This window comes from Faecalibacillus sp. H12 (assembly GCF_013361255.1).
Classification (GTDB): domain Bacteria; phylum Bacillota_I; class Bacilli_A; order Erysipelotrichales; family Coprobacillaceae; genus Faecalibacillus; species Faecalibacillus intestinalis.
In genome coordinates, this window is the sequence record NZ_JABWDK010000019.1 from 14,010 (window position 1) to 39,488 (window position 25,479).

General features: G+C 29.0%; 23 protein-coding genes. 1 reads left to right on the plus strand and 22 read right to left on the minus strand.

The features are described 5' to 3' along the window. Positions 1–2,094, minus strand: coding sequence for an efflux RND transporter permease subunit (locus tag HUU89_RS10785; protein ID WP_175301753.1), 2,094 nt, complete (start codon positions 2,092–2,094; stop codon positions 1–3). A 153-nt stretch (positions 2,095–2,247) separates the two neighbouring features. Between HUU89_RS10785 and HUU89_RS10790 the strand changes: the two genes are divergently transcribed. After that, positions 2,248–2,865 carry a TetR/AcrR family transcriptional regulator gene (locus HUU89_RS10790; RefSeq protein WP_175301754.1) on the plus strand — a complete coding sequence of 206 codons (618 nt, stop codon included), beginning with the start codon at positions 2,248–2,250 and terminating at the stop codon, positions 2,863–2,865. 9 nt (positions 2,866–2,874) lie between these two features. Here the strand turns inward: HUU89_RS10790 and dusB are convergent, their stop codons facing one another. From dusB to HUU89_RS10895, 21 genes are all read right to left on the minus strand, one after another. Beyond that, positions 2,875–3,852 carry a tRNA dihydrouridine synthase DusB gene (gene dusB, locus HUU89_RS10795; RefSeq protein WP_032091187.1) on the minus strand — a complete coding sequence of 326 codons (978 nt, stop codon included), beginning with the start codon at positions 3,850–3,852 and terminating at the stop codon, positions 2,875–2,877. Positions 3,853–3,993: 141 nt separating this feature from the next. Beyond that, the gene (locus tag HUU89_RS10800) at positions 3,994–4,485 is read right to left on the minus strand and encodes a DUF1307 domain-containing protein (RefSeq protein ID WP_032091186.1); all 492 of its coding nucleotides are present in this window, start codon (positions 4,483–4,485) and stop codon (positions 3,994–3,996) included. A 36-nt stretch (positions 4,486–4,521) separates the two neighbouring features. After that, the gene (gene hslO, locus HUU89_RS10805) at positions 4,522–5,391 is read right to left on the minus strand and encodes an Hsp33 family molecular chaperone HslO (RefSeq protein ID WP_022002389.1); all 870 of its coding nucleotides are present in this window, start codon (positions 5,389–5,391) and stop codon (positions 4,522–4,524) included. A gap of 135 nt (positions 5,392–5,526) precedes the next feature. After that, positions 5,527–7,476, minus strand: a complete 1,950-nt coding sequence (gene ftsH / locus HUU89_RS10810) for an ATP-dependent zinc metalloprotease FtsH (protein WP_032091185.1) — start codon at positions 7,474–7,476, stop codon at positions 5,527–5,529. 12 nt (positions 7,477–7,488) lie between these two features. Next, complete coding sequence (gene hpt, locus HUU89_RS10815; protein ID WP_022002391.1) at positions 7,489–8,022, minus strand: hypoxanthine phosphoribosyltransferase; 534 nt, start codon at positions 8,020–8,022, stop codon at positions 7,489–7,491. Positions 8,023–8,032: 10 nt separating this feature from the next. Next, on the minus strand, positions 8,033–9,277 hold the full coding sequence (gene tilS, locus HUU89_RS10820) for a tRNA lysidine(34) synthetase TilS (protein WP_175301755.1): 1,245 nt from the start codon (positions 9,275–9,277) through the stop codon (positions 8,033–8,035). A 29-nt stretch (positions 9,278–9,306) separates the two neighbouring features. Next, the gene (locus tag HUU89_RS10825) at positions 9,307–11,487 is read right to left on the minus strand and encodes a SpoIIE family protein phosphatase (protein WP_147579769.1); all 2,181 of its coding nucleotides are present in this window, start codon (positions 11,485–11,487) and stop codon (positions 9,307–9,309) included. 153 nt (positions 11,488–11,640) lie between these two features. Then, positions 11,641–12,138, minus strand: a complete 498-nt coding sequence (locus HUU89_RS10830) for a GNAT family N-acetyltransferase (protein ID WP_175301756.1) — start codon at positions 12,136–12,138, stop codon at positions 11,641–11,643. 1 nt (position 12,139) lies between these two features. After that, positions 12,140–12,997 carry a peptide chain release factor N(5)-glutamine methyltransferase gene (prmC, locus tag HUU89_RS10835; RefSeq protein ID WP_032091181.1) on the minus strand — a complete coding sequence of 286 codons (858 nt, stop codon included), beginning with the start codon at positions 12,995–12,997 and terminating at the stop codon, positions 12,140–12,142. Continuing rightward, positions 12,997–14,073, minus strand: a complete 1,077-nt coding sequence (gene prfA / locus HUU89_RS10840; protein ID WP_022002396.1) for a peptide chain release factor 1 — start codon at positions 14,071–14,073, stop codon at positions 12,997–12,999. The genes prmC and prfA overlap by 1 nt, the downstream gene beginning before the upstream one ends. A gap of 83 nt (positions 14,074–14,156) precedes the next feature. After that, on the minus strand, positions 14,157–14,945 hold the full coding sequence (locus HUU89_RS10845; RefSeq protein ID WP_081919032.1) for a YoaK family protein: 789 nt from the start codon (positions 14,943–14,945) through the stop codon (positions 14,157–14,159). A gap of 57 nt (positions 14,946–15,002) precedes the next feature. Beyond that, positions 15,003–16,166, minus strand: a complete 1,164-nt coding sequence (locus tag HUU89_RS10850) for a DUF2812 domain-containing protein (protein ID WP_175301757.1) — start codon at positions 16,164–16,166, stop codon at positions 15,003–15,005. Positions 16,167–16,170: 4 nt separating this feature from the next. Then, positions 16,171–16,479, minus strand: a complete 309-nt coding sequence (locus HUU89_RS10855; protein WP_032091177.1) for a PadR family transcriptional regulator — start codon at positions 16,477–16,479, stop codon at positions 16,171–16,173. 112 nt (positions 16,480–16,591) lie between these two features. Next, complete coding sequence (locus HUU89_RS10860) at positions 16,592–17,566, minus strand: AEC family transporter (protein ID WP_175301758.1); 975 nt, start codon at positions 17,564–17,566, stop codon at positions 16,592–16,594. Positions 17,567–17,762: 196 nt separating this feature from the next. Then, positions 17,763–18,377 (minus strand): thymidine kinase, encoded by a 615-nt coding sequence (locus HUU89_RS10865; protein WP_032091176.1) that lies wholly within the window; start codon positions 18,375–18,377, stop codon positions 17,763–17,765. Positions 18,378–18,388: 11 nt separating this feature from the next. After that, positions 18,389–19,762, minus strand: coding sequence for a replicative DNA helicase (gene dnaB, locus HUU89_RS10870; RefSeq protein ID WP_175301759.1), 1,374 nt, complete (start codon positions 19,760–19,762; stop codon positions 18,389–18,391). Positions 19,763–19,773: 11 nt separating this feature from the next. Then, positions 19,774–20,220 carry a 50S ribosomal protein L9 gene (gene rplI, locus HUU89_RS10875; RefSeq protein ID WP_022001324.1) on the minus strand — a complete coding sequence of 149 codons (447 nt, stop codon included), beginning with the start codon at positions 20,218–20,220 and terminating at the stop codon, positions 19,774–19,776. Between the two features lie 5 nt (positions 20,221–20,225). Further along, positions 20,226–22,181, minus strand: coding sequence for a DHH family phosphoesterase (locus HUU89_RS10880; protein ID WP_147579773.1), 1,956 nt, complete (start codon positions 22,179–22,181; stop codon positions 20,226–20,228). A 44-nt stretch (positions 22,182–22,225) separates the two neighbouring features. Then, entirely contained in the window at positions 22,226–22,792 is a 567-nt protein-coding gene (locus tag HUU89_RS10885; protein ID WP_032091174.1) for a hypothetical protein, read from the minus strand. 77 nt (positions 22,793–22,869) lie between these two features. Beyond that, a complete protein-coding gene (locus HUU89_RS10890) occupies positions 22,870–24,339 on the minus strand; it encodes a family 1 glycosylhydrolase (protein WP_175301760.1) in 1,470 nt (489 codons plus the stop codon). Positions 24,340–24,433: 94 nt separating this feature from the next. Beyond that, the gene (locus tag HUU89_RS10895) at positions 24,434–25,303 is read right to left on the minus strand and encodes an aldo/keto reductase (RefSeq protein WP_175301761.1); all 870 of its coding nucleotides are present in this window, start codon (positions 25,301–25,303) and stop codon (positions 24,434–24,436) included. Between the last annotated feature and the right edge of the window lie 176 nt (positions 25,304–25,479).

The following is a 25,479-nucleotide window of genomic DNA, read 5'->3' on the forward strand; positions in this document are numbered from 1 at the left end:
TTAACATTCCCCTTTTACATTATTTTTTAATTGTTTAAAACCGATAGAAGTATGAATAATAACTTTATCAAATACAAGTAAGATTGCTGGAATAACACAAATAACAATAAACATTGAAATAAGTGCTCCTCTTGACATTAAATTACATAATGATCCAATCATATTCAATTTAGAAATCATTCCTACTCCAAATGTTGCTGCAAAGAATGACATTCCAGAAACAAAGATTGAACCTGCAGAATTACTAATTGCATTATCCATTGCTTTAATCTTATCAATACCATTTTTTCTATTTTCCAAATATTTTGTTGTAAGTAAAATAGCATAATCAATTGTTGCTCCAAGTTGAATTGTTCCAATAACAATAGAGGCAACAAATGGTAAAACATCACCTGTGTAATAACTGATTGCCATATTGATAAAGATAGCAAGTTCAATTCCAGAAACTAACAATACTGGAAGTGAAACTGATTTTAAAACAAATAACATAATGATAAAAATAATTCCAATAGATGCAATACTTACATTCTTAAAGTCTTCATCTGCTATATTAACCAAATCCTTCATGCATGGACCTTCCCCTGCCATTATAGCATTTTTATCATATTTTTTGATAATATGATCAATTTTATCAATTACTTTATTTAATTTATTGGTTGCAATCTCTTCAGTAGAATTGACAAATATCATTTTATAACGATCACTTTCAAAGATATCTTTTACATCATCCGGGATCATTTCATCAGGAATTGCTAGATTTGATAACTCTGATGGTGATAAAACAAGATTAACAGATTCAACATTTTCTATTTCATTAACCATTTTATTTAAATCATTTTCTTTAATATCTTTATTTACTAAAATAACTTGTGAAGCAACTAAATCAAATTCATCACTTAATTTACTATTAGCGACACAACTTTTTAAATCTTGTGGTAAATCTTTTGTTAAATTATAATAACTTTTAACATGTGCATTTCCATAATAAGCTGGATAAGCAATAACTAATGCGACTAATAAAATAATTTTATAATGTTTAACAACAAAATTTTTAACAACATTAAATGATGGAATAATTGGTTTATGTTTTGTCTTAAAGACAAGTTTATCAAATACTAATAAAAATGCTGGGAAAATTGTAACTGTTGAAAGGACCCCAATAAAGACACCTTTTGCCATTACAATACCAATATCTGAACCTAATGTTAATTGCATTGTACATAACGCTAAAAATCCAGCAATAGTTGTAAGTGAGCTACCTGCAATAGAAACAAGTGTATCACCAATGGCTAATGTCAAGGCTTCATCATTTGTCTTCACTTTCAATTTAGCTTGTTCATATTTATGATATAAGAAAATTGAAAAGTCTGTTGTAACTCCTAATTGTAAAACAGCAGCAATTGCCTTTGTAATATATGAAATTTGACCTAAGAAAATATTAGATCCCATATTATAAAGAATTGCTAGTCCGATGTTTCCTAATAATAGAAATGGAACAACATAACTATCTAACGATGCCATTAAAACAATTAAAACTAAAATAACAGCAACAATAACATAAGTAATAATTTCACTATCAGCAACAATACTTGTATCTAAAGTAGAAGCTGACATTCCACCAATACGAACAACTTTATCACTGGTGATTTCTCTCATTTGTGTAATTGCATCAATGGCTACTGTACTATCTTTAAAAGTAACCAACATCAATTCACTATTACCTTTTTTAAATTGTTTTGTTACATCACTTGGTAACATTTCTTTAGGAATTGTTGTTCCAATCATATCATTGGCTGATACAACTTTGACAACTCCCTCAATATCTTTATATTTTTCTTCTAAATCTAAGACATCTTTTGATGACATATTTTCGACAACACACATCGCAAAAGATCCCATATCAAAATCCTCAGCTAATATATCTTGTCCTTTCATCGTATCAATATCTTCTGGTAGATAAACAAGAATATCATAATTGATATCTGTATTGATGTATCCAAATAATGATGGAATACATAGAAGAATTGATGCAATAACAATTAGTATTCTATGTTTTACAACAAATTTACCAATTGCTTCTCCTAGCTTTTTCATAGTTCACCCTCCTAAATGACCTTTGGTCAGTTATGATAGTAGCATTTAAATGACCATCGGTCAATATATAAATGACTAAAAGTCATTTTTTTATATTTTTATTTGACTTTTCAAATTTTAGAACATAAAATATTTCTAAAAGGATGTGTTAAAATGGCAATTCAAGATATAAAATCAAAGATAAATGATAATAAACAAGAAAAAGAACGTAAGCTTTTAAATACCGCTTTACATTTATTTACTGAAAAAGGAATTAAAAAAACATCTATTCAAGATATTGTTCATGAAGCAGGAATTGCTAAAGGAACTTTTTATTTGTATTTTAAAGATAAATATGAACTTCAAGATGTTTTACTTGCAAAGACTTCTCATGAATTCTTTGCGAATGCTTGTAAAAAAGCCAATCAACATCACTTTGATCGTTTAGATGATAAAATTGTTTTTATTATAGATTCTATTATTAATGAATTAATTGATCGTCCTAACATTCTTAAGTTTATTCAAAAGAACTTGTCTTTAGGACTTTATAGTGAAAAGTTAACTGATTTATTAGATAGTGAAGAATTAGGAATTAAGGAATTATTTATAAGAGAAGTAAAAGAAAAGGATATTCCTTTAGAATATCCTGAAATGACTTTATTTATGATTATTGAACTTGTCAGTTCAACTGTTTTTACTTCAATTGTTGAAAAACAACCACTTCCAATAGATGAATTTAAACCTCATCTCTATAAAACGATTCGTTTACTTATTAATGAAAAAGAGCTTTAAAGCTCTTTTTTATAATGTATCTAAAAATTGTTCATAATCTTTAAGAATTTTTTCTAATTCTTCATACGTATTTACTTTTGAAAGTTCATTTTTAACAGCAGACGAATTTTTTAAACCTTTGATATACCAAGGAGCATGTCCTCTCATTTGTGACATAGCAATTCTTTCAGGTTCAATCGTCATCAACCTTTTAGCATGTGTTAAACACCATGCTATTTTTTCTTTATAAGTTGGTTCAGGTATATCTGTTCCATGTTCTAAACTTTCTACAACTTGTTTAATAAGCCATGGATTTCCAAGTGCTGCACGACCAATCATAATTGCATCACAGCCTGTTTCTTCAAGCATTCTTCTAGCATCTTCTACACTTCTAATATCACCGTTTCCAATAACAGGAATACTAACTGCTTCTTTAACCTCTTTAATAATTGACCAATCAGCATGACCTTCATACATTTGTGAACGTGTTCTACCATGAACAGCAATGGCACTAGCTCCTGCTTTTTCAATTAATTTAGCTACTTCTACCGCATTAATATGTTCCTTATCAAAACCACTTCTAATTTTAACAGTTACTGGTTTACTTACGTTTTTGACAATATTACTGACAATATCATAAATTAATTGAGGATTTTGAAGAAGTTTACTTCCCGCATTTGCCTTTAAAACCTTATTAACAGGACATCCACAGTTTATATCAATAATGTCACAATTAGAATGTTGATCAATAAATTTTGCCGCTTGTACCATACTTTCTACTTCACCACCAAATAATTGAATACTTACAGGATGTTCTCCTTCATCTACTTGTAACATTTCAATTGTTTTTTGGTTTCCATAACAAATTGCTTTATCACTGACCATTTCAGAATAAACAAGACCTGCCCCAAATTCTTTCACAATTTTACGGAAAGCCATATTAGTAATACCAGCCATTGGTGCCATAATTACGGGATTTTTGATTTCTATATCTCTAATTTTCAAAATTTAATTCCTCCTGTATATAATTTAAACAATTGTACATAATATAAACAGATAACTTATATATTCCCTCTATTTTCCTCCCCTAAATAGATATAAGTTATCTTAATAAGAGTTGATTTCCTAGAAAAATAAAGGCATGAGCCTTTATTTTTCTTTACACGTTAAACCAGCATTTTCTTGATTTTTTAATGTATCTTGTAAAGAGATATACTCTATATCCTTATAACTTCCATTAGTACTTACAAGTCCTGCTTCTACTAAATCCTTCATATAATCACTATCGTATTGAATATCAACTGTATAAATCACTTTATTTCCTTTAACTTTTAAAGAAGCTTTAACACCATTTATATCTTTATAAAACTTATTACTATTTTTTATATAATCTTTGTAGTAAGAAATAGGATACATATCTGAAACATAATCACTGTAATCATATGTAACTTGTGTTTTTGTTTCTTTAACTTTTTCATCACTAGAAATGACTTCCACTTCTTCCGTTGTAATCATATCTAGTTTTCCTTTACAAATCGTTGTTTTCGTTAAATGACTTGTTAGATAGAAAACAAGTCCACCTACTAAGATAATAAGTATAATTCCTATTACTAAAGCTATTAATTTCTTCTTGTTTTCCATTTTTTCTCCTTTAAAAAATCACATTTTTCAATGTGATTATAAACGATTTATTAAATTTTGCAATTCTTCTTCACTAAATTGATATTTTGTATTACAGAATTGACATGTAATTTCACAACCATGATCTTCATCAATCATACTTTGAAGTTCTTGTTTTCCAATAGTTGATAAAGCATTGATCATCTTTTCTCTTGAACAATCACAAGTAAAGAATAAATCTTGTCGATCTGTAATTTCAACATCATCAAAAATCATTTTTAAGATTTCTTCTGGTGTTTTTCCTTCATGAATCAATGAAGAAACAGCAGGGAAATCTTTTATTTTTTCTTCAATATAAGAAATATCTTCTTCAGTAGCTTCTGGTAATAATTGAATAATAAAACCACCTGAAGATAAGATTTCATTTGTTTCATCAACTAAAACACCTACAGAAACAACTGATGGAGTTTGTTCACTTGCCATGAAATAATAAGAAAAATCATCACCAATTTCACCTGTTTGAAGTGGTACTGTCCCACAGAAGGGTTCTTTTAACCCCATATCTCTAATCACTTGTAACGTTCCTTGTGTTCCAACAGCCACACCTACTGCTAAATGTCCAGTATCATTATAAGTATAATGAACATGTGGATCACCTACAAAACCTTTAATATGTCCATCACCACGCGTAACAGCCATCATCGTACCAATTGGTCCTCCACCATTAATTGTGACAGTCATTTTTTCATTATTTTTATTCATTGCAGCCATCATAAGAGTAGCTGACATCATTCTTCCAAGAGCAGCAGATGCTGTTGGCCATAAATCATGTTCTTGTCTTGCTTTTTCTAATAAATTCGTTGTTTGGCAGGCAAACACACGACAATTTTTACTATTGACTAATCCTCTTACTAAATAATCTTTCATTTTTCTTTTCTATAAAAAGAACACGGAAGAAAATATCGGAATAATCATGCTTAAAGCGATTAAGATGATTACAATTCTCTTTGTTCGTGTACTCATATTTATCCCCTTTCTAAATGAAAAAAAGCGAAATTCGCTTTATTTCATTTCATCTAATAAATCATCTTGATCATCAATTGATGGTTTTTCTTCTTTAACTTCTTGAACAGGTTCTTCAGTTAAAGTTCCATCATGATGTTCTAACATTTTACCTGTATTGTATAAAGATTCAATATCTTCACCAGATAATGTTTCATGTTCAAGTAATGCTTCTGCAATACAAATAAGTTTTTCTTTATTTTGTTCAATAATATTTGTTGCTTCTTGATAACAAGCATCAATAATTTTACGTACTTGAACATCAATTTCATAAGCAATTTGTCCTGAATGTGTATTACTTCTTTGTGTATAATCTCTACCTAAGAAAACTTGTCCATTTTCAGAATCATATTGAATAGGTCCAAGTTCAGACATACCTAATTCAGTAACCATCATTCTCGCAATTCGAGTTGCTTGTTCAATATCGTTGTGTGCTCCTGAACTTACATCTCCAAAGAAGACTTCTTCAGCCACACGTCCACCCATATATCCTGAAATAGTTGCTTTTAATTGACTCTTAGTTTGGAAATATGTTTCTTCTTTAGGTGTCATTAAGTTATAACCACCTGCTTGTCCACGAGGAACAATTGTAACTTTTTGTACTTTATTGGCATCTTCTAAAGTTAAACCTATTAAAGCATGTCCTGCTTCATGGTAAGCCACTAAGCGTCTTTCTCTTTCCGTATATTTACGTGATTTCTTAGCAGGTCCACCCATAACACGGTCCACCGCTTCATCAATATCAGCCATTGTAATTAAATCATGATTTTGTCTTACAGCAAGTAAGGCAGCTTCATTTAAAACGTTTGAAAGTTCAGCCCCAGAGAACCCTGGTGTACGTTGAGCGATGTTATCAAAATTAACATCTGGTGTAAAACGTTTATTTCTTGCATGAACTTTTAAGATTTGACTACGTGCACGTTTATCTGGATTAGCTACTTGGATTTGTCTATCGAAACGACCTGGTCTAAGTAAAGCTGGATCTAAGACATCTGCACGGTTTGTAGCTGCTAAAACGATAATTCCTTCATTTCCAGAGAAACCATCCATTTCAACTAATAATTGGTTAAGTGTTTGTTCACGTTCATCGTGTCCTCCACCCATACCAGTACCTCTTTGACGACCAACTGCATCAATTTCGTCAATGAAGATAATACATGGTGCTGTTTGTTTTGCTTTTTTGAACATGTCTCTTACACGTCCAGCCCCAACACCAACGAACATTTCTACGAATTCAGAACCTGAAATTGAGTAGAATGGAACGTTTGCTTCACCTGCTACCGCTCTAGCAAGTAATGTTTTCCCTGTCCCTGGTGGACCTACAAGTAAAACACCACGTGGGATCTTAGCACCCATATCAGCAAATTTTTTTGGTGTTTTTAAGAAGTCAACTAATTCTCTAACTTCTTCTTTTTCTTCATCCATTCCAGCAACATCACTAAAATGTGTTTTAGAATTTTTTTCTAGTTTAGCTCTTGAATTACCAAATTCAAAGGCTTTATTATTACCACCAGCAGTATTTGACATCATCTTCAAGAAGAAGAACATTCCTCCAAATAAGATCAAGTATGGTAATAAGCTTACAATGAAGTTCAATAATTGATTTCTTTCAGCATCATTGACAACATTGATTTTTGTACCATTTTCATCTAACAAGCTAATTAAAGAATCTAATTCTGTTTCTGTTCTTGGAATAACAACAGAGAATTTAGTATCTTCTTTTTTACCATTGCTTGCTTTTTTAGAATATGTTCCACTCACATCAATGACTAATGATTTAGGAACGATTTCTACATCTTTTACTTTTTCTTTTTGAACTATCTCTATAAACTTATCATATCTAATTTCTGACGATTCACTTTGATTAAAGAAAGGAATTGCCACAGAAATAACCATCAGTACAATAAGCCATGGTAGGATAGACTTCAACAATCCTTTTTTATTTCCCATAAAATCTCCTAACTATTTTTTATAACAATCTTCTTTTAAAATACCTATATAAGGTAATTGACGATAACGTTCATTAAAATCAAGACCATATCCTACAACAAAGGCATTAGGAATTTTAAATCCTGAATAATCAGCTTTCATATCAAAAACACGACCTTCTTCTTTATCTAATAAAGTCACGATTTTAACACTCTTAGCATGTCTTTTTTCTAACATTTCTTTAACGTTATATAAAGTCTTTCCAGTATCTAAAATATCTTCTACGATTAAAACATTCTTACCACGAATATCTTCTTTAATATCTTGTCTAACAACTAATGTTTTAGATTCAACACCACTATAACTACTTACTGACATAAAGTCGAACTTAACATCACTTTTTAAATGTTTAGCAAGTTCTGCCATAAATGGAACTGAACCTTTTAATAAACCAACTAATAAAATTTCTTGACCAGCATAATCTTGATCAATTTGTTTTGCTAATTCATCACATTTAGCCTTAATTTCTTCTTCTGTATATAATATTTCTTTTATATCCTTGTGCATACCTTACACCTCACTTACATGTGTCATATTTTATCACAAAAACATTTGGTTTTGTATATAAATACTTGATATTTTTGGCGATATGTGGGATCAAAATGATCTCACCATGGCAATTTTCAACGATTGGCCATATTTTACGCTCATCTCTAGGAATTTTACGATCTATAAATAGCCTAGAGACCTTTTTTGTTCCTCCAGATGTTTTGATTGTATCACCATTTTTAAAACATCTGATAACTATTGGAAAGTCTTCTTTTGAAAGAAAAACACCATCGTGAAGATGTCCTTGATCTGTTAAAAAATAATGTAATTGTTGATCTTTATAAAAAGATTCATACTTTACATAATAAGTATCGTCAATTTCTTTTTTTCTAACGGCTATATTATTATACTTTTTTATGAACACAAAATTAACAGGTAATGATATTTCAATATTTGGTTTTTGTGAATGAATTTGTTTAATAATTTCTTGTACTAAGTTTTCTGTTATAAGTGGTGGATAGATATCTTTTTTTAACATATAATAAATGATTTGATCTAATGATTCTGTTGGTAACTTATCTAAATACAAGAAATGATTTTGATCATATTCTTGATAAATTTGTTGGAGATTAGCTTGTTGTTTTTTGTATTGTTTATTATGTTTACTTGCCTTTTCTAATAATTCTTGTTCACTATATTTTTTTAAATCGATATGTCTTACATGATTACGTGTATAACGTGTATCATAGTTTGTATAGTCTTCATGATATTCAAGATGATTTTTAGTACAATAATCTATAAGTTGTTGTTTTTTTAACTTTAATAGGGGTCTTACAACATGCATATTTTTAACATAAGATTGTTCTTTTATACCCAAATATCCCTTTGTATTATGTCTTTGTAATTGCATCACGATCGTTTCTAAATGATCATTTAAATGATGCCCTAGAATAATCGTATCAATTCCATTTAAATCACCTATTTCTTTATAAAAAGCATATCTTTTTTCTCTTGCTAACATTTCAAAATTGCCTTTTTGATATTCTTTTTTATCTCCTTGTCTTACATAAAAAGGAAGATGATGATTTTGACAATAACTACGTACGAGATTTTCATCAAGATCACTATCTTCTCTAAAATGATAATTATAATGTACAACAATGACATTGTATGCTTTTTTAACCAACATATCTAATAAAGCCATCGAATCGACGCCACCTGATACTCCTACAAGATATTTTCTATTTTTATCTAACAAACTTTCATCTAACATAATCTCACCGCTTGTATTATAGCATATCTCTAATTTCTATTGACCACTTTAATAACAATAATACTCATATCATCTAGATCTTTCTTTTGAAAAGATTTTTGAAAAAGAAAGGAAACAATTTCATAAACTGACATCTTTTCAATTTCTTCTTGATATTTTTTTAATAAATCAAAGAAATGTTCTCCTACTCCATCACTTGTAAGAATCAATATATCATTTTCTTTGATTTTCATATCATAAGAAACCATCTTCATTGTAGAAGCCATTCCTACTGGTAAAGAATGTGAATGTAAAACATCTATTTGATGATTTCTTATTAAATAACTTTCATAAGCTCCATATTTAATTACTTTTAATCTTGAATTCATTAAATTAAAATCAAATAAATCTAATGTCGTATACATATCTCCTTGATTCTTTATCTTTAATAACGTATTTAAAGTATTCAATGTATCTCTTAATTGAATGCCATTTTTAAGCAATTGACTTAAGACATCTAATGTCAATTTACTTTCCTTATAAGCAATATAACCTTGTCCCATACCATCAGATAAAGCTACATAATGATGTTCATCTAAACCAAAAGTAAGAATACTATCTCCACATTGTTGATCTAAAGCATATTGTTTTTTCGCAAGTTGTAATGTATATTTAAGTTCATGTTTTAATAAAATTGAAGTATAGCCTATTTGAAGATGTTGTTTTTTAATAGAGACAAGATCTAATGATTCATTTAAATAATTTTCTAAAATAGGAATAAGTTCTTCTGTTACAGTTTTTTCATCTATATCTTCTATTCCTATTTCTAACATATAATTTTCATAATCTTTTTTTATTTTCTTTAAATAATACACTTCAAAATGATACGCTTTTAAATGTTCTAAGATTTTCTTTTCATTATCTTGTTCATCTATCTTTTTAGAAAAGTTTTGAAAAACATGCCCCATGATTGAAAACTCTTGAAATAAATCTTTTTTTAAATGATCATGTGCATGATTAACTTTTAACATCTTAAAATAACCTTTTTGATGATTCTTTAAACTCTTTAAATAATCATCCGGCTTTAAACAATGTTGATAAATATAATTATAATCATCTACCTCTAAATCTTTTTGAATCCCCTTAGAAATCAACTTACCTAAACGACTCATTCCTTCTTGACTATAAAAACAATATTTTTTAGAAGAACAATGATGACACACATCCTCATAAACATATCCCACATATTCAGATAAGTGGGTTTCTTGATTTTCTTCTTTAAAAACTTCTGTGAGTTGATGAAATAAAGATGCAAAAGCATCTGCTTTACTTTTAAGTTGTTCTTGATAACTTATTTCTATAAATTCTGGATTGATCTTTATTTTTTTATTTTTAAATTGTGGAGAAATCATAAATAAAAAAACAGGAACAAGAATCACAAAGGCATAATAGAAGTAATTGTAATTAATAAAAAATGGTAGTGTAATATGTGATAATAAGAAAATAGACATGAATAAATATTTGTTTTTAGGTTGTATCATAAAAAAGAAACTCATTGGTAATATTAAGGATAAGACATCATCTTTTAATGAAGGAGCAATGAGCATTAAAAGAATAGAAAGATATAAAATAATAGGCATGACTTTTTCAATTGATAAATAGTAAATAGAAATCAATAAGAAATATCTTAAAAAAATCATTGTATATGTTGTATTAAAAGGAATAAAGCTAATAAATAATGTACAGACAACAACAATTAAAGCTTGTAATCTTTTTATATTTAAAACATTTTTATTTTGATGAATAATTAAAGGAATAATTTCTTGATCAAGATAACAATTAAATAACGTTAACATGACTAGAACTGTTGTTTGTAAGATGTTGTAATGATTCGCATAAAAAAATGGAATCAAAATTGCTGTCATAATAAAAGAAATATACTTTGTTCTTAATAGGTGTGTAAAGTTAAGAAGATAAATTGTCAGTAATAAAGTAATGATGACAACAATTGTAAATGTATCTTGATTAATAATCGATATTCCTATAATCGCTGTTAAAAAGCATATAAGATACAGATATCCACTATAAAACGATACAATAAATAAAGGTAATAAAAAAGGTAAGGCTGTTTCTTGTATTTTAGCATAGCTTAAAATAATGGTACTAAAAAATATAATGATTGGTAAAATATAGTGCACGTGTTTTTGTTTATTGACGATAACTAAATCCATTTTATTTCCACCTCGTAATCATTATATAGAGTTTATTTTAAATATTTTGTCACTAAAAAAAAGACATCTTTAAATTGATGTCTTTTATTTTGATTTGTCTACTTAGCAAGACCACGCTCATTTTAAGAAAAAATATGAATAATTCTATTTTCTCTATTTATTTAACATTTTACGATAAAGTACATCTTGGTAAAACCAAGATTTATGGATTTTATCAAATCCATTTCTTTCTAATAGTTTAATTGATTTTATATTATCTTCATATACATGACATAAACATATTTTAAAAGAATATGTTTCATGCATTGCCTTAAATACACTCTTTAATGCTTCACTTGCATATCCTTTAGACCAGTAAACACTATCTAAAGTATATCCTAAAGTAAAAGTTGTATGCCCATCTATTTCAATAAAAATATCTCCAATAAGCCGATTGTTTTCTTTTAAATAAAGACCAAATTGGTAGTTACCAATTTGTCCATGAAATGGATGTTTTTGACAATATTCAATACGGTTAATAGCCTTATTTAAAGGATATTCATCCCATGATTGATACATTGCAACTTCTTCTTTATCACGATATTCACTAAAACGTCTGGCATCATCTAATGTAAGTGGCTTGATTATGAGTCTTTCTGTTTCTATATTCATATTATTTTAAATTATAATAGATAAATAACATTCTATCTTTTCCATTAATATCTTTAATAATTTCAAAAGGGTAATCTCCAAAGAATTCCTTGATTGCTGTTTCCATCAATTCTCTTTGATCAAATCCCATTTCAAAAGCTAATAAAGCACGATCATTTAATAAAGGTTTTACTTCTTTAAAAATCTTACGATAGAAATAAAGACCATCATTTCCTCCAAATAATGCTACATGAGGTTCATTGTCTTTAACCATTGCTTCAATATCTTGATCATTAGGAATATAAGGTGGATTAGAAACAAAGATATCTACTTTTTCATGTGTATCTAATAAAGGTTGTAACATATCTCCATTTCTAAATTCAACATTCGCCCCTAATGTTTTCGCATTATCTTGAGCAACAACTAAAGCTTCTTTAGAAATATCTGTCGCAATGACTTTTAAACGTGGTTCTTCTAAAGCAAGAGTAATCGCAATAGCACCACTTCCTGTCCCTACATCACATAAATGAATTTCTTTATAATCATTAAAGTAATCATCTATACGATATAAGATGTTTTCTACCAATTCTTCTGTTTCATAACGAGGAATCAATACATCTTCATTCACTTTAAAATCTCTACCAAAGAAACTTTCACAACCTTTAATATATTGAATAGGTTTTCCTTGATAATATTCTTCCATTCCTGCAAGAAAAGCTTTTTCTAATTCAGGTTCTACTTCTTCATTCATCATTAAATAAAGTTCATGAGGTTCTTTTTTAGCAAGATGATAAAATAAGACTTTTGCGACATTGACATCTTTATGTTCATCATCCAATTTACTTTCGGCTTCTTTAATTAATTCTCTAACTGTTTTCATTATTTTTGTCCTTCTAATTTAAGACGTTGATCTTCATTGATTAATGCTGTAATAATATCATCTAATTTACCTTCAATAATACGATCTAATTGTTGAATTGTAAGTCCAATACGATGATCTGTTACACGGTTTTGAGGATAGTTATAAGTTCTAATCTTTTCAGCACGATCTCCTGTACCAACTTTCGATTTTCTTTCACTATCAATTGCTTCTGTTTGTTGAGATTGGAAGTAATCATAAACACGTGCTACTAAAGCTTTCATTGCTTTATCACGGTTATCATGTTGAGAACGTCCATCTTGGCTTGTTGCCACAATTCCTGTTGGTAAGTGAGTAATACGAACAGCTGAATCTGTTTTATTGATATGTTGTCCTCCGGCACCACTTGCACGATAAGTATCAATTCTTAAATCACTTTTATTGATTTGTACATCAACTTCTTCCATTTCTGGCATAACTAATACTGTTGCAGTTGAAGTATGCACACGTCCTTGTGTTTCAGTCTTAGGAACACGTTGAACACGGTGTGATCCAGATTCATATTTTAATTTACCATAAACACCATCACCAATCACATTGAATGAAATAAGTGAGAAACCACCAGCTTCAGATTCTTCAGCTTCCATAACTTCTACTTTCCATCCTTGGCTTTCAGCATATTTTACATACATTCTATATAAATCACCTGCAAAGATATTTCCTTCATCTCCACCAGCAGCTCCACGGATTTCCATAATAACGTTTTTATTATCATTTGGATCTTTAGGAATTAATTCTAATTCTAATTTTTTAATAATATCTGGCATTCTTTCTTCTAATTCATCTAATTCCATTTTTGCCATTTCTTTAATTTCAGGATCATTTTCCTTCATTAATTCTTTAGCACCATCAATACCATCTTTTACTTCTTTATATTCTTGAAACAAATCATAAGCAGCTTGTAAAGAAGCTTGTTCTTTTGTAACATCTGTCATTTTTTTAATATCAGTACCAATATCTGGATCCATCAACATATGACCTAATTCTTCATATCTATTTTCCATAGATACTAATCTATCTAACATACTTTCATTCATAGCTTTTACCTCCATTAATTTTTTATACTCATAGCACAATAATAATACATGAAATATACGATTTAAACAAGAAAAAATGGGCGTTAATGCCCATTTGGAACTTGATCTAATAATTCTTTTTCTTTAACTAAATCAGCATATAATAAGTCCCCTTGTAAAATAACTAAGAAAATAAGGGCACCCCAAATTGCACGATCTTTAAAATAAGCACATAAAACAGTTGAAAAAATTGCTCCAGCTATAAAACATAAAATCATACATAAATGTCTTAAAGAACGATTTAAATATTTCTTTTCATGTCTTTTTCTTAACCAACGAACAAAGAAACTTCCTGTTTGTCTGATATGATTTGTGACAAAAGTTGTTGCCATCCCAACCTTTTCTGCTTGTCTAAAAGTATTAAACTGCATAGCACAGATAAAGTTAATCGTTACTTGAAAGACTTGATCTGGAACACTACTTGGTAACAATCCAAGAATAATAACCGTAATAATTTCAATACCAATTAAAATAGTATCCCATCTTAATTTTCTATATTTCTTTATTTTTAAAGCTAAATATTCAGAAACCATGGTTCCAATAAAATAAGAACTAATAGGAATCAATAAATAAGCTGCTCTCGACCAATCCATATTTCCTAAAGCCATTCCAAATAAAACAATATTAGCCGTTTGGGCATTACAGAAAACGCCACCTTTAACTGAAAAAGTATAAGCACCAAAGAATCCACCTACAGTAATCAATAATAAAAAACAACGCCAACGTTCACACTCTAGAAAGCCTTCTTCTTCTTGTTCAAGCTCTTCCTCTACCTCTTCTAATTCATTTTCTAATTGTTCAACATTCTGTTCTACTTCGTCATAATCTTTCATATTTCTCACCGCGAATATTATAATCCTATGATAAATTGTTATCAAGATGAAATTCTACTATTTGTTTTCTTTATATTTCGTTATAATTCTATTTTTTAATATTTTAATTACATATGTTCCATTGTCATATGTATTTCCTTTTTTATTAAAGGACTGAATAGCTTTTTCATAATGAACATATTGTGTTTTATTACTGTCCCATGAGACATTAGATTTTGTATTTACTGCTTTTTCAAAATTTTGATTATCTCTTGTATCATGTTCTGTTTTGATAATGATGTATTTAAAGATTTCATCTTTATACTTATCTTTTTTAATCAAGACATCTAATTGTGGATAGGTACATGTTGTATCTTTTATATCTTTTTCATAATTTGTAATTTTTGTTTTAACAGTGCTGCTTTCAAATAATGAATCATCCATTTGTACCTGAGGAAAAATAAGTCCACAAATAGCAATAGCAACAAAAGCAGCAATGGCACTGTTATATTTATTATTTTTAATAATACGTGATAAAACTACTCCTATAATACATGTAAGTAAAAGATAAACAATGACTTTTAAATCTAATGTTATAAATGATTTTAATAAGTAAAAAACACCACTTATTAATAACAAAATATAAAATAGAATACTTAAATGATCTTTAATACTGTTTAGTTTTTTTAAACTTTTTAAATCTTTATCATTTTTTAATGCATATAAAATAGAAAAATTTAAAATTGTCACAAATAAGAGTACAAATGATAAAACAATAAAAACAATACCCATCAACAATGAACCAAATCCTTCATAATAAAGAACAGGTTTACCTATCTCTACAATATCTTTTATAAAAATCTTACCTAACCAAAATAAGAAATAAGCTAAAATTGGATAAATAAAATAGCGAATCTTTTTAAATTGTTTCATTTTATTATTTTTATCAAAAACAAATTCTGTATTTAAATCAGGTGCATCAACATTTTCATTTTCTAAAACTCTAAAATCATCAAATGAATTTCTTACTTCGTGATACCCCATTCCCTTTAAAATATCTTGATATTCACTAGATATAGGGGTGTAATCTATTTGGTACTTATAAACATGTTCATCTTTTATAAATCGATAATAATAACCAACAAAATCTAAACGCCATCCTTTTTTAGACATTTCATTAAAATAATCTTGTAACTCTTCATCTAAATACAAACTATTTCTTAAGACATCTTTGTATTTCATATCTTTATCCTCCTATTTGATCTAATAATGAAATTTGTTTAAGCATCCTTTCTTTTTCTTTTTGTAATTTCTTTTTTCCTAGATTTGTAATTTGATAGATTTTTTTATTATTTTCTACTTTCACTAATTTGATATAACATTCTTTTTCAAACTTTGGTAATAAAGTATATAAAGAACCTGCTCCTACAGTGATTTCACCATTAGTAATCCGAGTAATTTCATTCATAATTTCATAGCCATGCATTGGTTGATGTAAAACAAGTAATACATAATACATTTGTGGGGTCAATACTTCCATTTCTCTTTTTGGCATTTATTTCATCTCCTATATCGTTTAACGATACTTTTTTCATTTTTATTGTATATCGTTAAACGATATATAGCAACAAAAAAAGAACAATGTTTCCATTGTCCTTATGAGGGGGCTATACAGTTTGTAACTTTCTACTTAATTTCATACGTTTTTTAGCTTCACGTTTCTTTGAAGTCATATGTCTTACTACTAACGATAAACCAAAGTTAATAATAAAGTAAATTCCTGCCATATAAACAAAGATAAACATAATTTGATCTGCTTGAAAAAAATGAGCCATTAAACGTCTTCCTTGATACATAAAGTCAACTACACCAATTGTACTTAAATAAGAAGAATCTTTAAATATTGTAATAATTGTTTGTAACAATTGAGGAATAACTAATTTAATCGTTTGGGGTAAAATAATATATATGATTGTTTGAACAAAAGTAAAACCTTGAGACTCAGCTGCTTCAAATTGTCCACGAGAAACAGACTCAATCCCACTTCTAACAACTTCACTAATATAAGCTCCATGATATAAAGAAATAATAATCACTGCAATAATTGTAGAATCTAAATTAAATCCTAAATAAGGCAAACCAATATAAACAGCAATAATACATGGATGAAATGCAACTTTTTTGATCATATTTTTAGAATCTGTTTGTGTAAATAATGATAAACCCGCACTCCACATAAAGATTATTTGCGGTATTAAAGCAATTGAAGCATATAATAAACCAGTTTGCCCATAAATACTTTCTACAATTGGTAATCCCATAAATCCTGCATTAGAAACAATAGTCGCATATTTTAAAATAATTGCTTTTGAATCATCAAAGCGATTATAAAAAATACGATTAAATACACTATAAGAAAGTTGAATACCAAAAGAAACAATAAAAATAACAACTGTATCTCTTATAATCTCTGATGTTAATTTCATCATAAATGATTTAATAATAGCACAAGACAATATAAGATCAATAACGATATCTGTTAATTTTTTTCTAACTTCTTTAGTAATAATTCCCTTTCTAGCAAATATGTATCCTATAATAACGATGATGAATATCTCTAGTTGTAAAGATATTATTTTCAAATTACCACTTTCGCTCTAGTAGTTATTAGAATAGTACACTATTTAAGTGTACAAATCAATTATTTTTTATTATATTGATAATTATTTATTAGATGATATAAAAAAGAACACATGTTATCTCAACATGTGCCTTTTCTTTGTTTATATTAAGGGGAGGTTTTCTTTTACACCCTTATAATAATGGATCTATGTTAATTTATTGTGAACTTTTAGTTCTTCTTTTAATTTTTATAGGTTTGTTGACAACTTCATGACAATGTCTACATCTTGGTTCATAATGATCAACTGCTCCTACTAAAACAACAGGATCATCAAAAGATGCTGGCTTGCCATCTACAAGTCTTTGTGTACGTGTAGCCGGTGAGCCGCATTTTGCACAAACAGCTGTAAGCTTTGTCACAAATTCTCCTTTTGTAAGAAGTTCAGGCATTACACCAAATGCTTCACCTCTAAAGTCTTTATCTAAACCTGCAACCATGACACGAACGCCTTTATCAGCAAGATATTCACAAACATCTACGATCTTTGAATTAAAAAATTGAACTTCATCAATAGCGACAACCTGTACATCATCTGTCACTTTATCTAAGATTTCTTCTGGATCATCAATTGCAAAACAAGGGACTTTTCTTCCTGAATGTGATGCAATTTCTATTTCTGAATAGCGATCATCTATTTTAGGTTTAAATACTAATATTTTTTGTTTCGCATAAGATAAAACATTGATTCGTCTAATCAATTCTTCTGTTTTTCCTGCAAACATACATCCACATATAACTTCTATATATCCTTCTCGATATTGGTGATACATTCTTTCTTCTCCTAACCTCTTACATCTCTTACACCCGCACTACTTCCATCAGGACCAATAGGTGCTAAATCTGTAAATCTACTAAAATTCTTTTCAAAAGCAAGGTTAACTTCACCTGTTGCTCCATTTCTGTGTTTAGCGATAATAATTTCTGTTAAACCATTATCTTCCTCTTCTTTTCCTTCACTTGCTTTATAATATCCTTCTCGATAAATAAAGGTAACGATATCGGCATCTTGTTCGATGGCTCCTGATTCACGCAAGTCAGACATCATTGGACGTTTATTTGGTCTTTGTTCAACTGAACGTGATAACTGTGATAAAGCAATAACAGGAACATCTAATTCTCTGGCCAACATTTTTAATTGTCTTGAAATATCTGAGACTTCTTGTTGTCTTGATTCTCGATTATTGGAACTTCCAGTAATTAATTGAAGATAATCGATAACAATTAATTTTAAACCATGTTCTTGCTTTAATTTTCGACATTTAGCGACAATTTCATTGATTTTAACTCCTGGCGTATCATCTATGTATAAATTACATTTACTGACTCTTTCAGCTGCCGCATAGTATTTATTTGCATTTGTTTTCAAGATTTCACCTGTTCTCATGGTAGAACCTTCAATTCCACCCATGGAACAAATAATTCTTTGTACTAATTGACTCGCAGGCATTTCTAATGAAAAAATAGCTACTGGATCTTCTGATTTAAAAGCAACATTATGAGCAATATTTAAGGCAAAAGCTGTTTTCCCCATTGCTGGACGTGCCGCTAAAATAATCAAGTCTCCTTTTTGAAGTCCTGATGTTATTTTATCCAAATCTCTAAAATTTGTACGAATACCTGAAATATTACCATCACTACTTTGTAATTTATTTAAACGATCCGTTACTTCTCTAATAACTTTTTTTACGTCAACAAACTCTCCAGCATTACGATCTCTCGTAATGGCCAACATTGTTTTTTCACTTTCATCAATAAAACCATCAATATCTTCAATATCTCCAAAAGCATTTTCAGCTATTTTTGTTGTTTCATTGATGATTTTTCTTAAAATCGATTTATTATGAATAATCTTTAAATAATATTCACTATGAGCTAAAGTTGGAACTGAATCACTTAATTGTCTTAAGTATTCTACTCCACCTACTTTATCTAATTGGCTATGATCTAATAGATAAGAAGTAATCGTTGTAACATCAACAGGTATATTTTGTCTCGAAAGTTCACTCATTGCATTGAATAATACTTTATGTGATTCTTCATAAAAATCTCTATCTTCACACTTATTCAAAATATCTTGGCAAGCTTCTTTTGATATAAGCATAGATCCCAGTAAAGAACGTTCTGCCTCTAAATCATGTGGGAAAACTCTTGGCATAAATCTCCCTCCTATTTTTCAGATAAGTGAACTCTAATAGTAGCGATAACTCCTTTATATAGTTCAACTTTTAAGTTTGAATATCCTAATGCTCCAATTGGATGTGCATTGATAAATTTTCTTTTATCGACTCTAATATCATATTTTTCTCTTAATTGTTCAACGATATGTTTTGTTGAAACACTTCCAAACGTTTTACCATCTTTACCAGATTTTAAAACAAATTCTAATGTAATACCTTCAATTTTTTCTTTTAGTGCTTCCGCATTTTTCTTATTTTCAATATCTTGTAATCTTGCTTCTTCTTTTTGTTGTTCTAAAATCTTTTTAGCACCTGCTGTTTCCTTAACAGCTAATTTATTTTTAATTAAGAAGTTTTGTCCATATCCATCAGATACATTGACAACATCACCTTTTTTACCTACTTTTCTAACATCTTCTAATAAAACTACTTTCATCTTTTTTACCCTCTTTCATCCAAATATTGATCAATAGCTTCTTCTAACTTATCGATCGTTTCCTTAACAGTTTTTTCTTCAACCTGACAAGCAGCCATTGAAAAATGACCACCACCTCCAAGTTTTTCCATAATCAACTGTACATTAACCTCTGTCTTAGAACGAGCAGAAATAGCAATCTTATCCTTATCTACGCGTCCTGCAACAAATACCGCTTTAATTTCAGCAATATTTAATAACTCATTACCAACTTTCGCTAGTAGAGGTCTTGTATAAATTTCTTCTTCATTTCCATATGCTATTAGTATATCATTTCCAAAACGATATGCATTAGCTGAAATAGACATTTTTTCTTGTGTCGTTTTGTAATCATCTTGCAAGAACTCATAAGCTCTAGAAACATTCGCTTGTTTTTCTTTAAGCTTTGAAGCAATTTGAAAAGTACGTGATCCAACATGATTTCTAAAATAGTTTGTATCCACCAACATTCCTGCATACATAACAGTTGCTTCTGTTGGTAAAACTTCAATTTCAACTCTTTGATACTCAAATAATTCAACCACTAATTCTACAGTTGAAGAAGCAGCTGGTTCCAAATAAGTTAAAATTGGTGAATCAACAAAGTCTTCCCCTCGACGATGATGATCAATCACGACTATCTTTTCAGCCTTATCCAAAAGTTCTTCACTAATAGCCAATGCTGGCTTATGATTATCAACACAAATAAGTAATGCATCTTCATCAATTAAATCAATAGCTTTTGCAGGAGAAATAATTTTTCCTTTATATAAATCTTCTGCCATTAAACGACGTGCAATATTTCCTGTTTTTTCTTCTAAAGAATTTTCATCAACAATCACATAAGCATACTTTTCAAATGCTTTAACAAACTTAGCAACCGCTAAACTCGCTCCAAAAGAATCTAAATCAGATTGCTTATGTCCCATAATAAAGACATTTTGACTTTGTTTTACTAAACTTGCTAGTGTTTGTGAAATAACACGTGCTCTAACACGGTTCGCTTTTTCACTATTTTCACTATTTCCACCAAAATATCGAATTTCTTCATCTAATGTTTTTACTGCCACTTGATCTCCACCACGAGAATACGATAAAGAAATAGCACTAAAAGCAAGTTCATCTAATTCACGTAAAACTTTAGATCCTCTTCCTATTCCCATTGATAAAGACATCACGGCACCAATTGATTCCATCTTTTGTTTAAATTCATCTAAAATACAAAAATGAACTTCTACTTGTTTACGATAAATTCTTTCATTAAAAACAGCTAAATAACCATCTTCTTTATATCTTTTTAAGATAATTCCATTATCTTTAGCCCAATCAAAAATCATTTGTCTTGAAGTTGTTTCAATCATGACTGATTTTTGTTCATCTGCATATTCAATAGAATCATCATAATTATCAATTGTTAAATAGGCAACACATAATTGTTGATCATTATATTCTTTTTCAATCGTTGTTAAATCTGTTACATCTTTTAAAAATAATAAACGATTATTTCTAGAATTATAAACTTCATATCTTCTAGAATTAATATCTATTGTTCTAACATCTTCATCTTCAAAAAGTATTGCGAGTAAAGGTTGCCATTCAAGTAATTTCTTCCCTACGATACGAATACCAAGTTCATGTAATAAATCACTGACCCAAACAACATTTCTATTTTCATCATATTTAATAAGCCCTATTCCACCAAAAATCAAAGCATTCTTTGATTCATTATTTAATGCTTCTTTAACACTATAAGTTGTTTCACTAAACATATTATGGAGATAATAGAGAACAATGATACAAACAACATTTTTTATTAAAATATAAATCATTAAAGCTAAAGTAACACGATTTTGTAAAAACATATAAGTTAATAAAGCTAATACAAATTCTATACCTAATAAAGCAACTATTGTATTTCTAAGTTGCATAAGCTTCTTAATCATGAAATACCCTCCTCTTTATTACCTTATATTATACATGAATTCATTTATTTCATCATCTTATTTTTATTCATTCGAAGGATAAATAGATTCGTATAAACTTTAATAATATAAACTTCTGAAAAAGATAAGACGATCCATAAAATAATAAACATTCCATTCTTTAAAAAATCACTTTCTAAAAAAGGAAAAAGTCCTACAATACTATAATAAATATCTTTCGCATCTGTAAAAGTATTTAAACCTAGTAAAGAATTCAATAAAAATAAAACAACAAAATTCTTCAACATACTATAAACTCTTAAAATCCATTTACCATCAATATTCTTTTTTATACAATAAATATATAAAATACCTAATGGTAAAGTAAAAAAAGAATACAAAGTAAAAAATAATTCACCTGTTAAAAATAAAATAAACGTACTTGTAAACAAGACAAGAACAGCCATCTTTGCATTAAACTTAAACGTATAATAAGCTAACGCAACTGTCATTAGATAAATAAAAATAATATCGAACATCGTTCCTGTATAAACATTTACAACCGATAACACACCAAAAAGGGCTGCCATAAATGCTCCTGTTACAATTTGTTTTGTCTTTTCTCTATTCATTTCATCACCGTGATTATCATACAACTTTATCGCTTATCTGTCACTTATATAAAGAAAAAAGAGATTCCTTAGAATCTCTAGTCTTCAAATAAACAAGCTCCATTTGTTCCAATAACATGTTTATACCAATCAAATGATTTCTTCTTATATCTTTTATAAGTACCATTACCTAAATCATCTGCATCTACATAAATAAATCCATAACGTTTAGACATTTGTTTTGTACTTTCAGATACTAAATCAATACATCCCCAAGATGTATAACCCATTAAATCAACACCATCTTCATAGATTGCATTATACATTTCTCTAAAGTGAGCATCAAAATAATCGATACGATATTGATCATCTACTTTACCATCAATAAGTTCATCTTTAGCTCCTAAACCATTTTCTACAATAAACAATGGTTTTCTATAACGATCATATAAATCTACTAAAGAAACTCTTAAACCGATTGGATCAATTTGCCATCCCCAATCAGAACTTGGAATATAAGGGTTTTTAATCGCAATATTAGTATTAGCAGCTGTTTTCTTTAATCCAGCATCATCTTTAGCAACACAGCTTGATGAATAATAACTAAATGAAACAAAATCAACTGGATATTTTTTCATGATTTCTAAATCACGTTCTTCCATTTTAATATTTAAACCTTCATTTTTAAATTTAGTTAATAAATAAGCAGGATATTCTCCAAAGACTTGAGTGTCGCTATAACAATACGTACTTCTCATATCTTGTTGTGCTTGTAAAACATCTTCTGGTTTACAAGTATATGGATAATAAGTTAATTTTGTAAGCATACATCCTACTTTACAGTTTGGATTTTTTTCATGCGCAATTTTTGTTGCAAGAGCACTTGCGACAAATTGATGATGCATTGCTTGGAAAATAACTTCTGTAAAGTTTTTACCTTCAAAACGATCTCTTACAAGTCCTCCTGTTGTATAAGGATGTCGAATCATTGAATCAACTTCATTAAAAGTTAGCCAATATTTGACTTTATCTTTATAACGATCAGTAATAACATCTACACATTTAACAAACATATCAATAATTTCTCGATCATACCAACCATTATAATTTAATACTAAGTTGATTGGTGGTTCATAGTGTGACATTGTAACTAAAGGTTCAATACCATATTTATGACATTCATCAAAAAGATCATCATAGAATTTTAAACCTTCTTCATTTGGTTCTTTGTCATCTCCATTTGGGAAAATACGTGACCAAGCAATAGAAAGTCTAAATACTTTAAATCCCATTTCAGCAAATAATTTAATATCTTCTTTATAATGATGATACCCATCTGAACCATGTCTTTTTGGATAAAGACTTGTATCATCACTTTTCATTGCTTCTAAAATTTCTTTTGTAGAAATTTCATTTTGTTTAGCATAATCTTGAACATCTACATCTAAATGGTGACGGGCACAGTCTGAAACAGAAACACCTTTTCCTCCTTCGTTCCATCCACCTTCATATTGGTTAGCAGCAACAGCGCCACCCCATAAAAATCCTTCTGGAAATTTTTTTACCATTTTAATATCCTCCGCTTCTCTCTAAAACCATCTTAACACCTTATATAAAAAAAGCATGATTATTTCATTTAATGAAAATAATCATACTTACTCATTAATCATGTATTTTTTTAGCTAAACACATTTCCACAAATTCAACATCAAAATGTTTAGCTCTTGATCCTGAATAACCCATATCTAATGATGAGATTTGTTTCATTTCTTCTTCATTTAATTCAAAATCAAAGATATCTATATTTTCTTTTATTCTTTTTACATGTGTTGATTTTGGAACAACAACAACACCTCTTTGTACATTCCATCTAAGTAAGACTTGTCCTACTGATTTATTATATTTCGCTGCAATTCCTTTTAACATCTCATCTTCAAATGGATTATATCTTCCTCCACCTAGTGGTGCCCATGCTTCAGGAATAACATCATAATATTTCATTGTTTCTATTGCTTTTTCTTGTGTATAGTATGGATGAAGTTCTACTTGATTGACCATTGGTTTGATTTCTACTGTATTTACAAAATTGACAAGAACGTGTGCATAGAAGTTAGAAACACCGATTGCTTTTAATTTTCCTTCTTTATACGCATCTTCCATTGCTCTCCATGCACTAAAGTAATCACCCATCGCTTGATGTAAAAGATATAAATCCAAATAACCCAAACCGCTTTTTTCAATCGATGCATCAATTGCTCTCTTTGCAGTTTCATAGTTTTTCATATCTTGTACCCACATCTTAGAAGTAATAAATAAATCTTTTCTAGTACAAACACCTTCTTCAATAGCACGTTTAACACCTGCACCAACCGCATCTTCATTGGTATAAGAAGCTGCTGTATCAATTAAACGATATCCTGCTTTAATTGCTTGATATACTGATTCTTCACATTCTTTTTTATCTGGTACTCTAAAGACACCAAAACCTACTATAGGCATTTTTAACCCATTATTTAATGTTTGATATTCCATTGTATTTCCCTCTTTTCTTACTTTTATTTTGAGATAAAAGTAAGAAAATGTACAATATTGATTTTGCATTCTACTATGTTTTTTTCGCATAGAAAAAACTTGGTTTTACCCAAGTTTTAACGGCTCTATACTAAAACTGGAGGGGAAATATATCCTGCTCCAGTTTTCTTATATTT

Bases quoted from the DNA above. Each gene is read 5' to 3' on its own strand.
- HUU89_RS10895 (WP_175301761.1), bottom strand. From the start codon at position 25,303: ATGGAATATCAAACATTAAATAATGGGTTAAAAATGCCTATAGTAGGT.
- hpt (WP_022002391.1), bottom strand. From the start codon at position 8,022: ATGCACAAGGATATAAAAGAAATATTATATACAGAAGAAGAAATTAAG.
- HUU89_RS10830 (WP_175301756.1), bottom strand. From the start codon at position 12,138: ATGAATATAGAAACAGAAAGACTCATAATCAAGCCACTTACATTAGAT.
- dnaB (WP_175301759.1), bottom strand. From the start codon at position 19,762: ATGCCAAGAGTTTTCCCACATGATTTAGAGGCAGAACGTTCTTTACTG.
- HUU89_RS10845 (WP_081919032.1), bottom strand. From the start codon at position 14,945: ATGAAAGATTATGACGAAGTAGAACAGAATGTTGAACAATTAGAAAAT.
- HUU89_RS10850 (WP_175301757.1), bottom strand. From the start codon at position 16,166: ATGAAATACAAAGATGTCTTAAGAAATAGTTTGTATTTAGATGAAGAG.
- HUU89_RS10885 (WP_032091174.1), bottom strand. From the start codon at position 22,792: ATGAATAGAGAAAAGACAAAACAAATTGTAACAGGAGCATTTATGGCA.
- HUU89_RS10825 (WP_147579769.1), bottom strand. From the start codon at position 11,487: ATGGATTTAGTTATCGTCAATAAACAAAAACACGTGCACTATATTTTA.
- HUU89_RS10800 (WP_032091186.1), bottom strand. From the start codon at position 4,485: ATGGAAAACAAGAAGAAATTAATAGCTTTAGTAATAGGAATTATACTT.
- tilS (WP_175301755.1), bottom strand. From the start codon at position 9,277: ATGTTAGATGAAAGTTTGTTAGATAAAAATAGAAAATATCTTGTAGGA.
- HUU89_RS10785 (WP_175301753.1), bottom strand. From the start codon at position 2,094: ATGAAAAAGCTAGGAGAAGCAATTGGTAAATTTGTTGTAAAACATAGA.
- ftsH (WP_032091185.1), bottom strand. From the start codon at position 7,476: ATGGGAAATAAAAAAGGATTGTTGAAGTCTATCCTACCATGGCTTATT.
- hslO (WP_022002389.1), bottom strand. From the start codon at position 5,391: ATGAAAGATTATTTAGTAAGAGGATTAGTCAATAGTAAAAATTGTCGT.
- HUU89_RS10880 (WP_147579773.1), bottom strand. From the start codon at position 22,181: ATGATTAAGAAGCTTATGCAACTTAGAAATACAATAGTTGCTTTATTA.
- HUU89_RS10790 (WP_175301754.1), top strand. From the start codon at position 2,248: ATGGCAATTCAAGATATAAAATCAAAGATAAATGATAATAAACAAGAA.
- rplI (WP_022001324.1), bottom strand. From the start codon at position 20,220: ATGAAAGTAGTTTTATTAGAAGATGTTAGAAAAGTAGGTAAAAAAGGT.
- HUU89_RS10865 (WP_032091176.1), bottom strand. From the start codon at position 18,377: ATGTATCACCAATATCGAGAAGGATATATAGAAGTTATATGTGGATGT.
- prmC (WP_032091181.1), bottom strand. From the start codon at position 12,997: ATGAAAACAGTTAGAGAATTAATTAAAGAAGCCGAAAGTAAATTGGAT.
- prfA (WP_022002396.1), bottom strand. From the start codon at position 14,073: ATGAATGAAAGTATGTTAGATAGATTAGTATCTATGGAAAATAGATAT.
- HUU89_RS10855 (WP_032091177.1), bottom strand. From the start codon at position 16,479: ATGCCAAAAAGAGAAATGGAAGTATTGACCCCACAAATGTATTATGTA.
- HUU89_RS10890 (WP_175301760.1), bottom strand. From the start codon at position 24,339: ATGGTAAAAAAATTTCCAGAAGGATTTTTATGGGGTGGCGCTGTTGCT.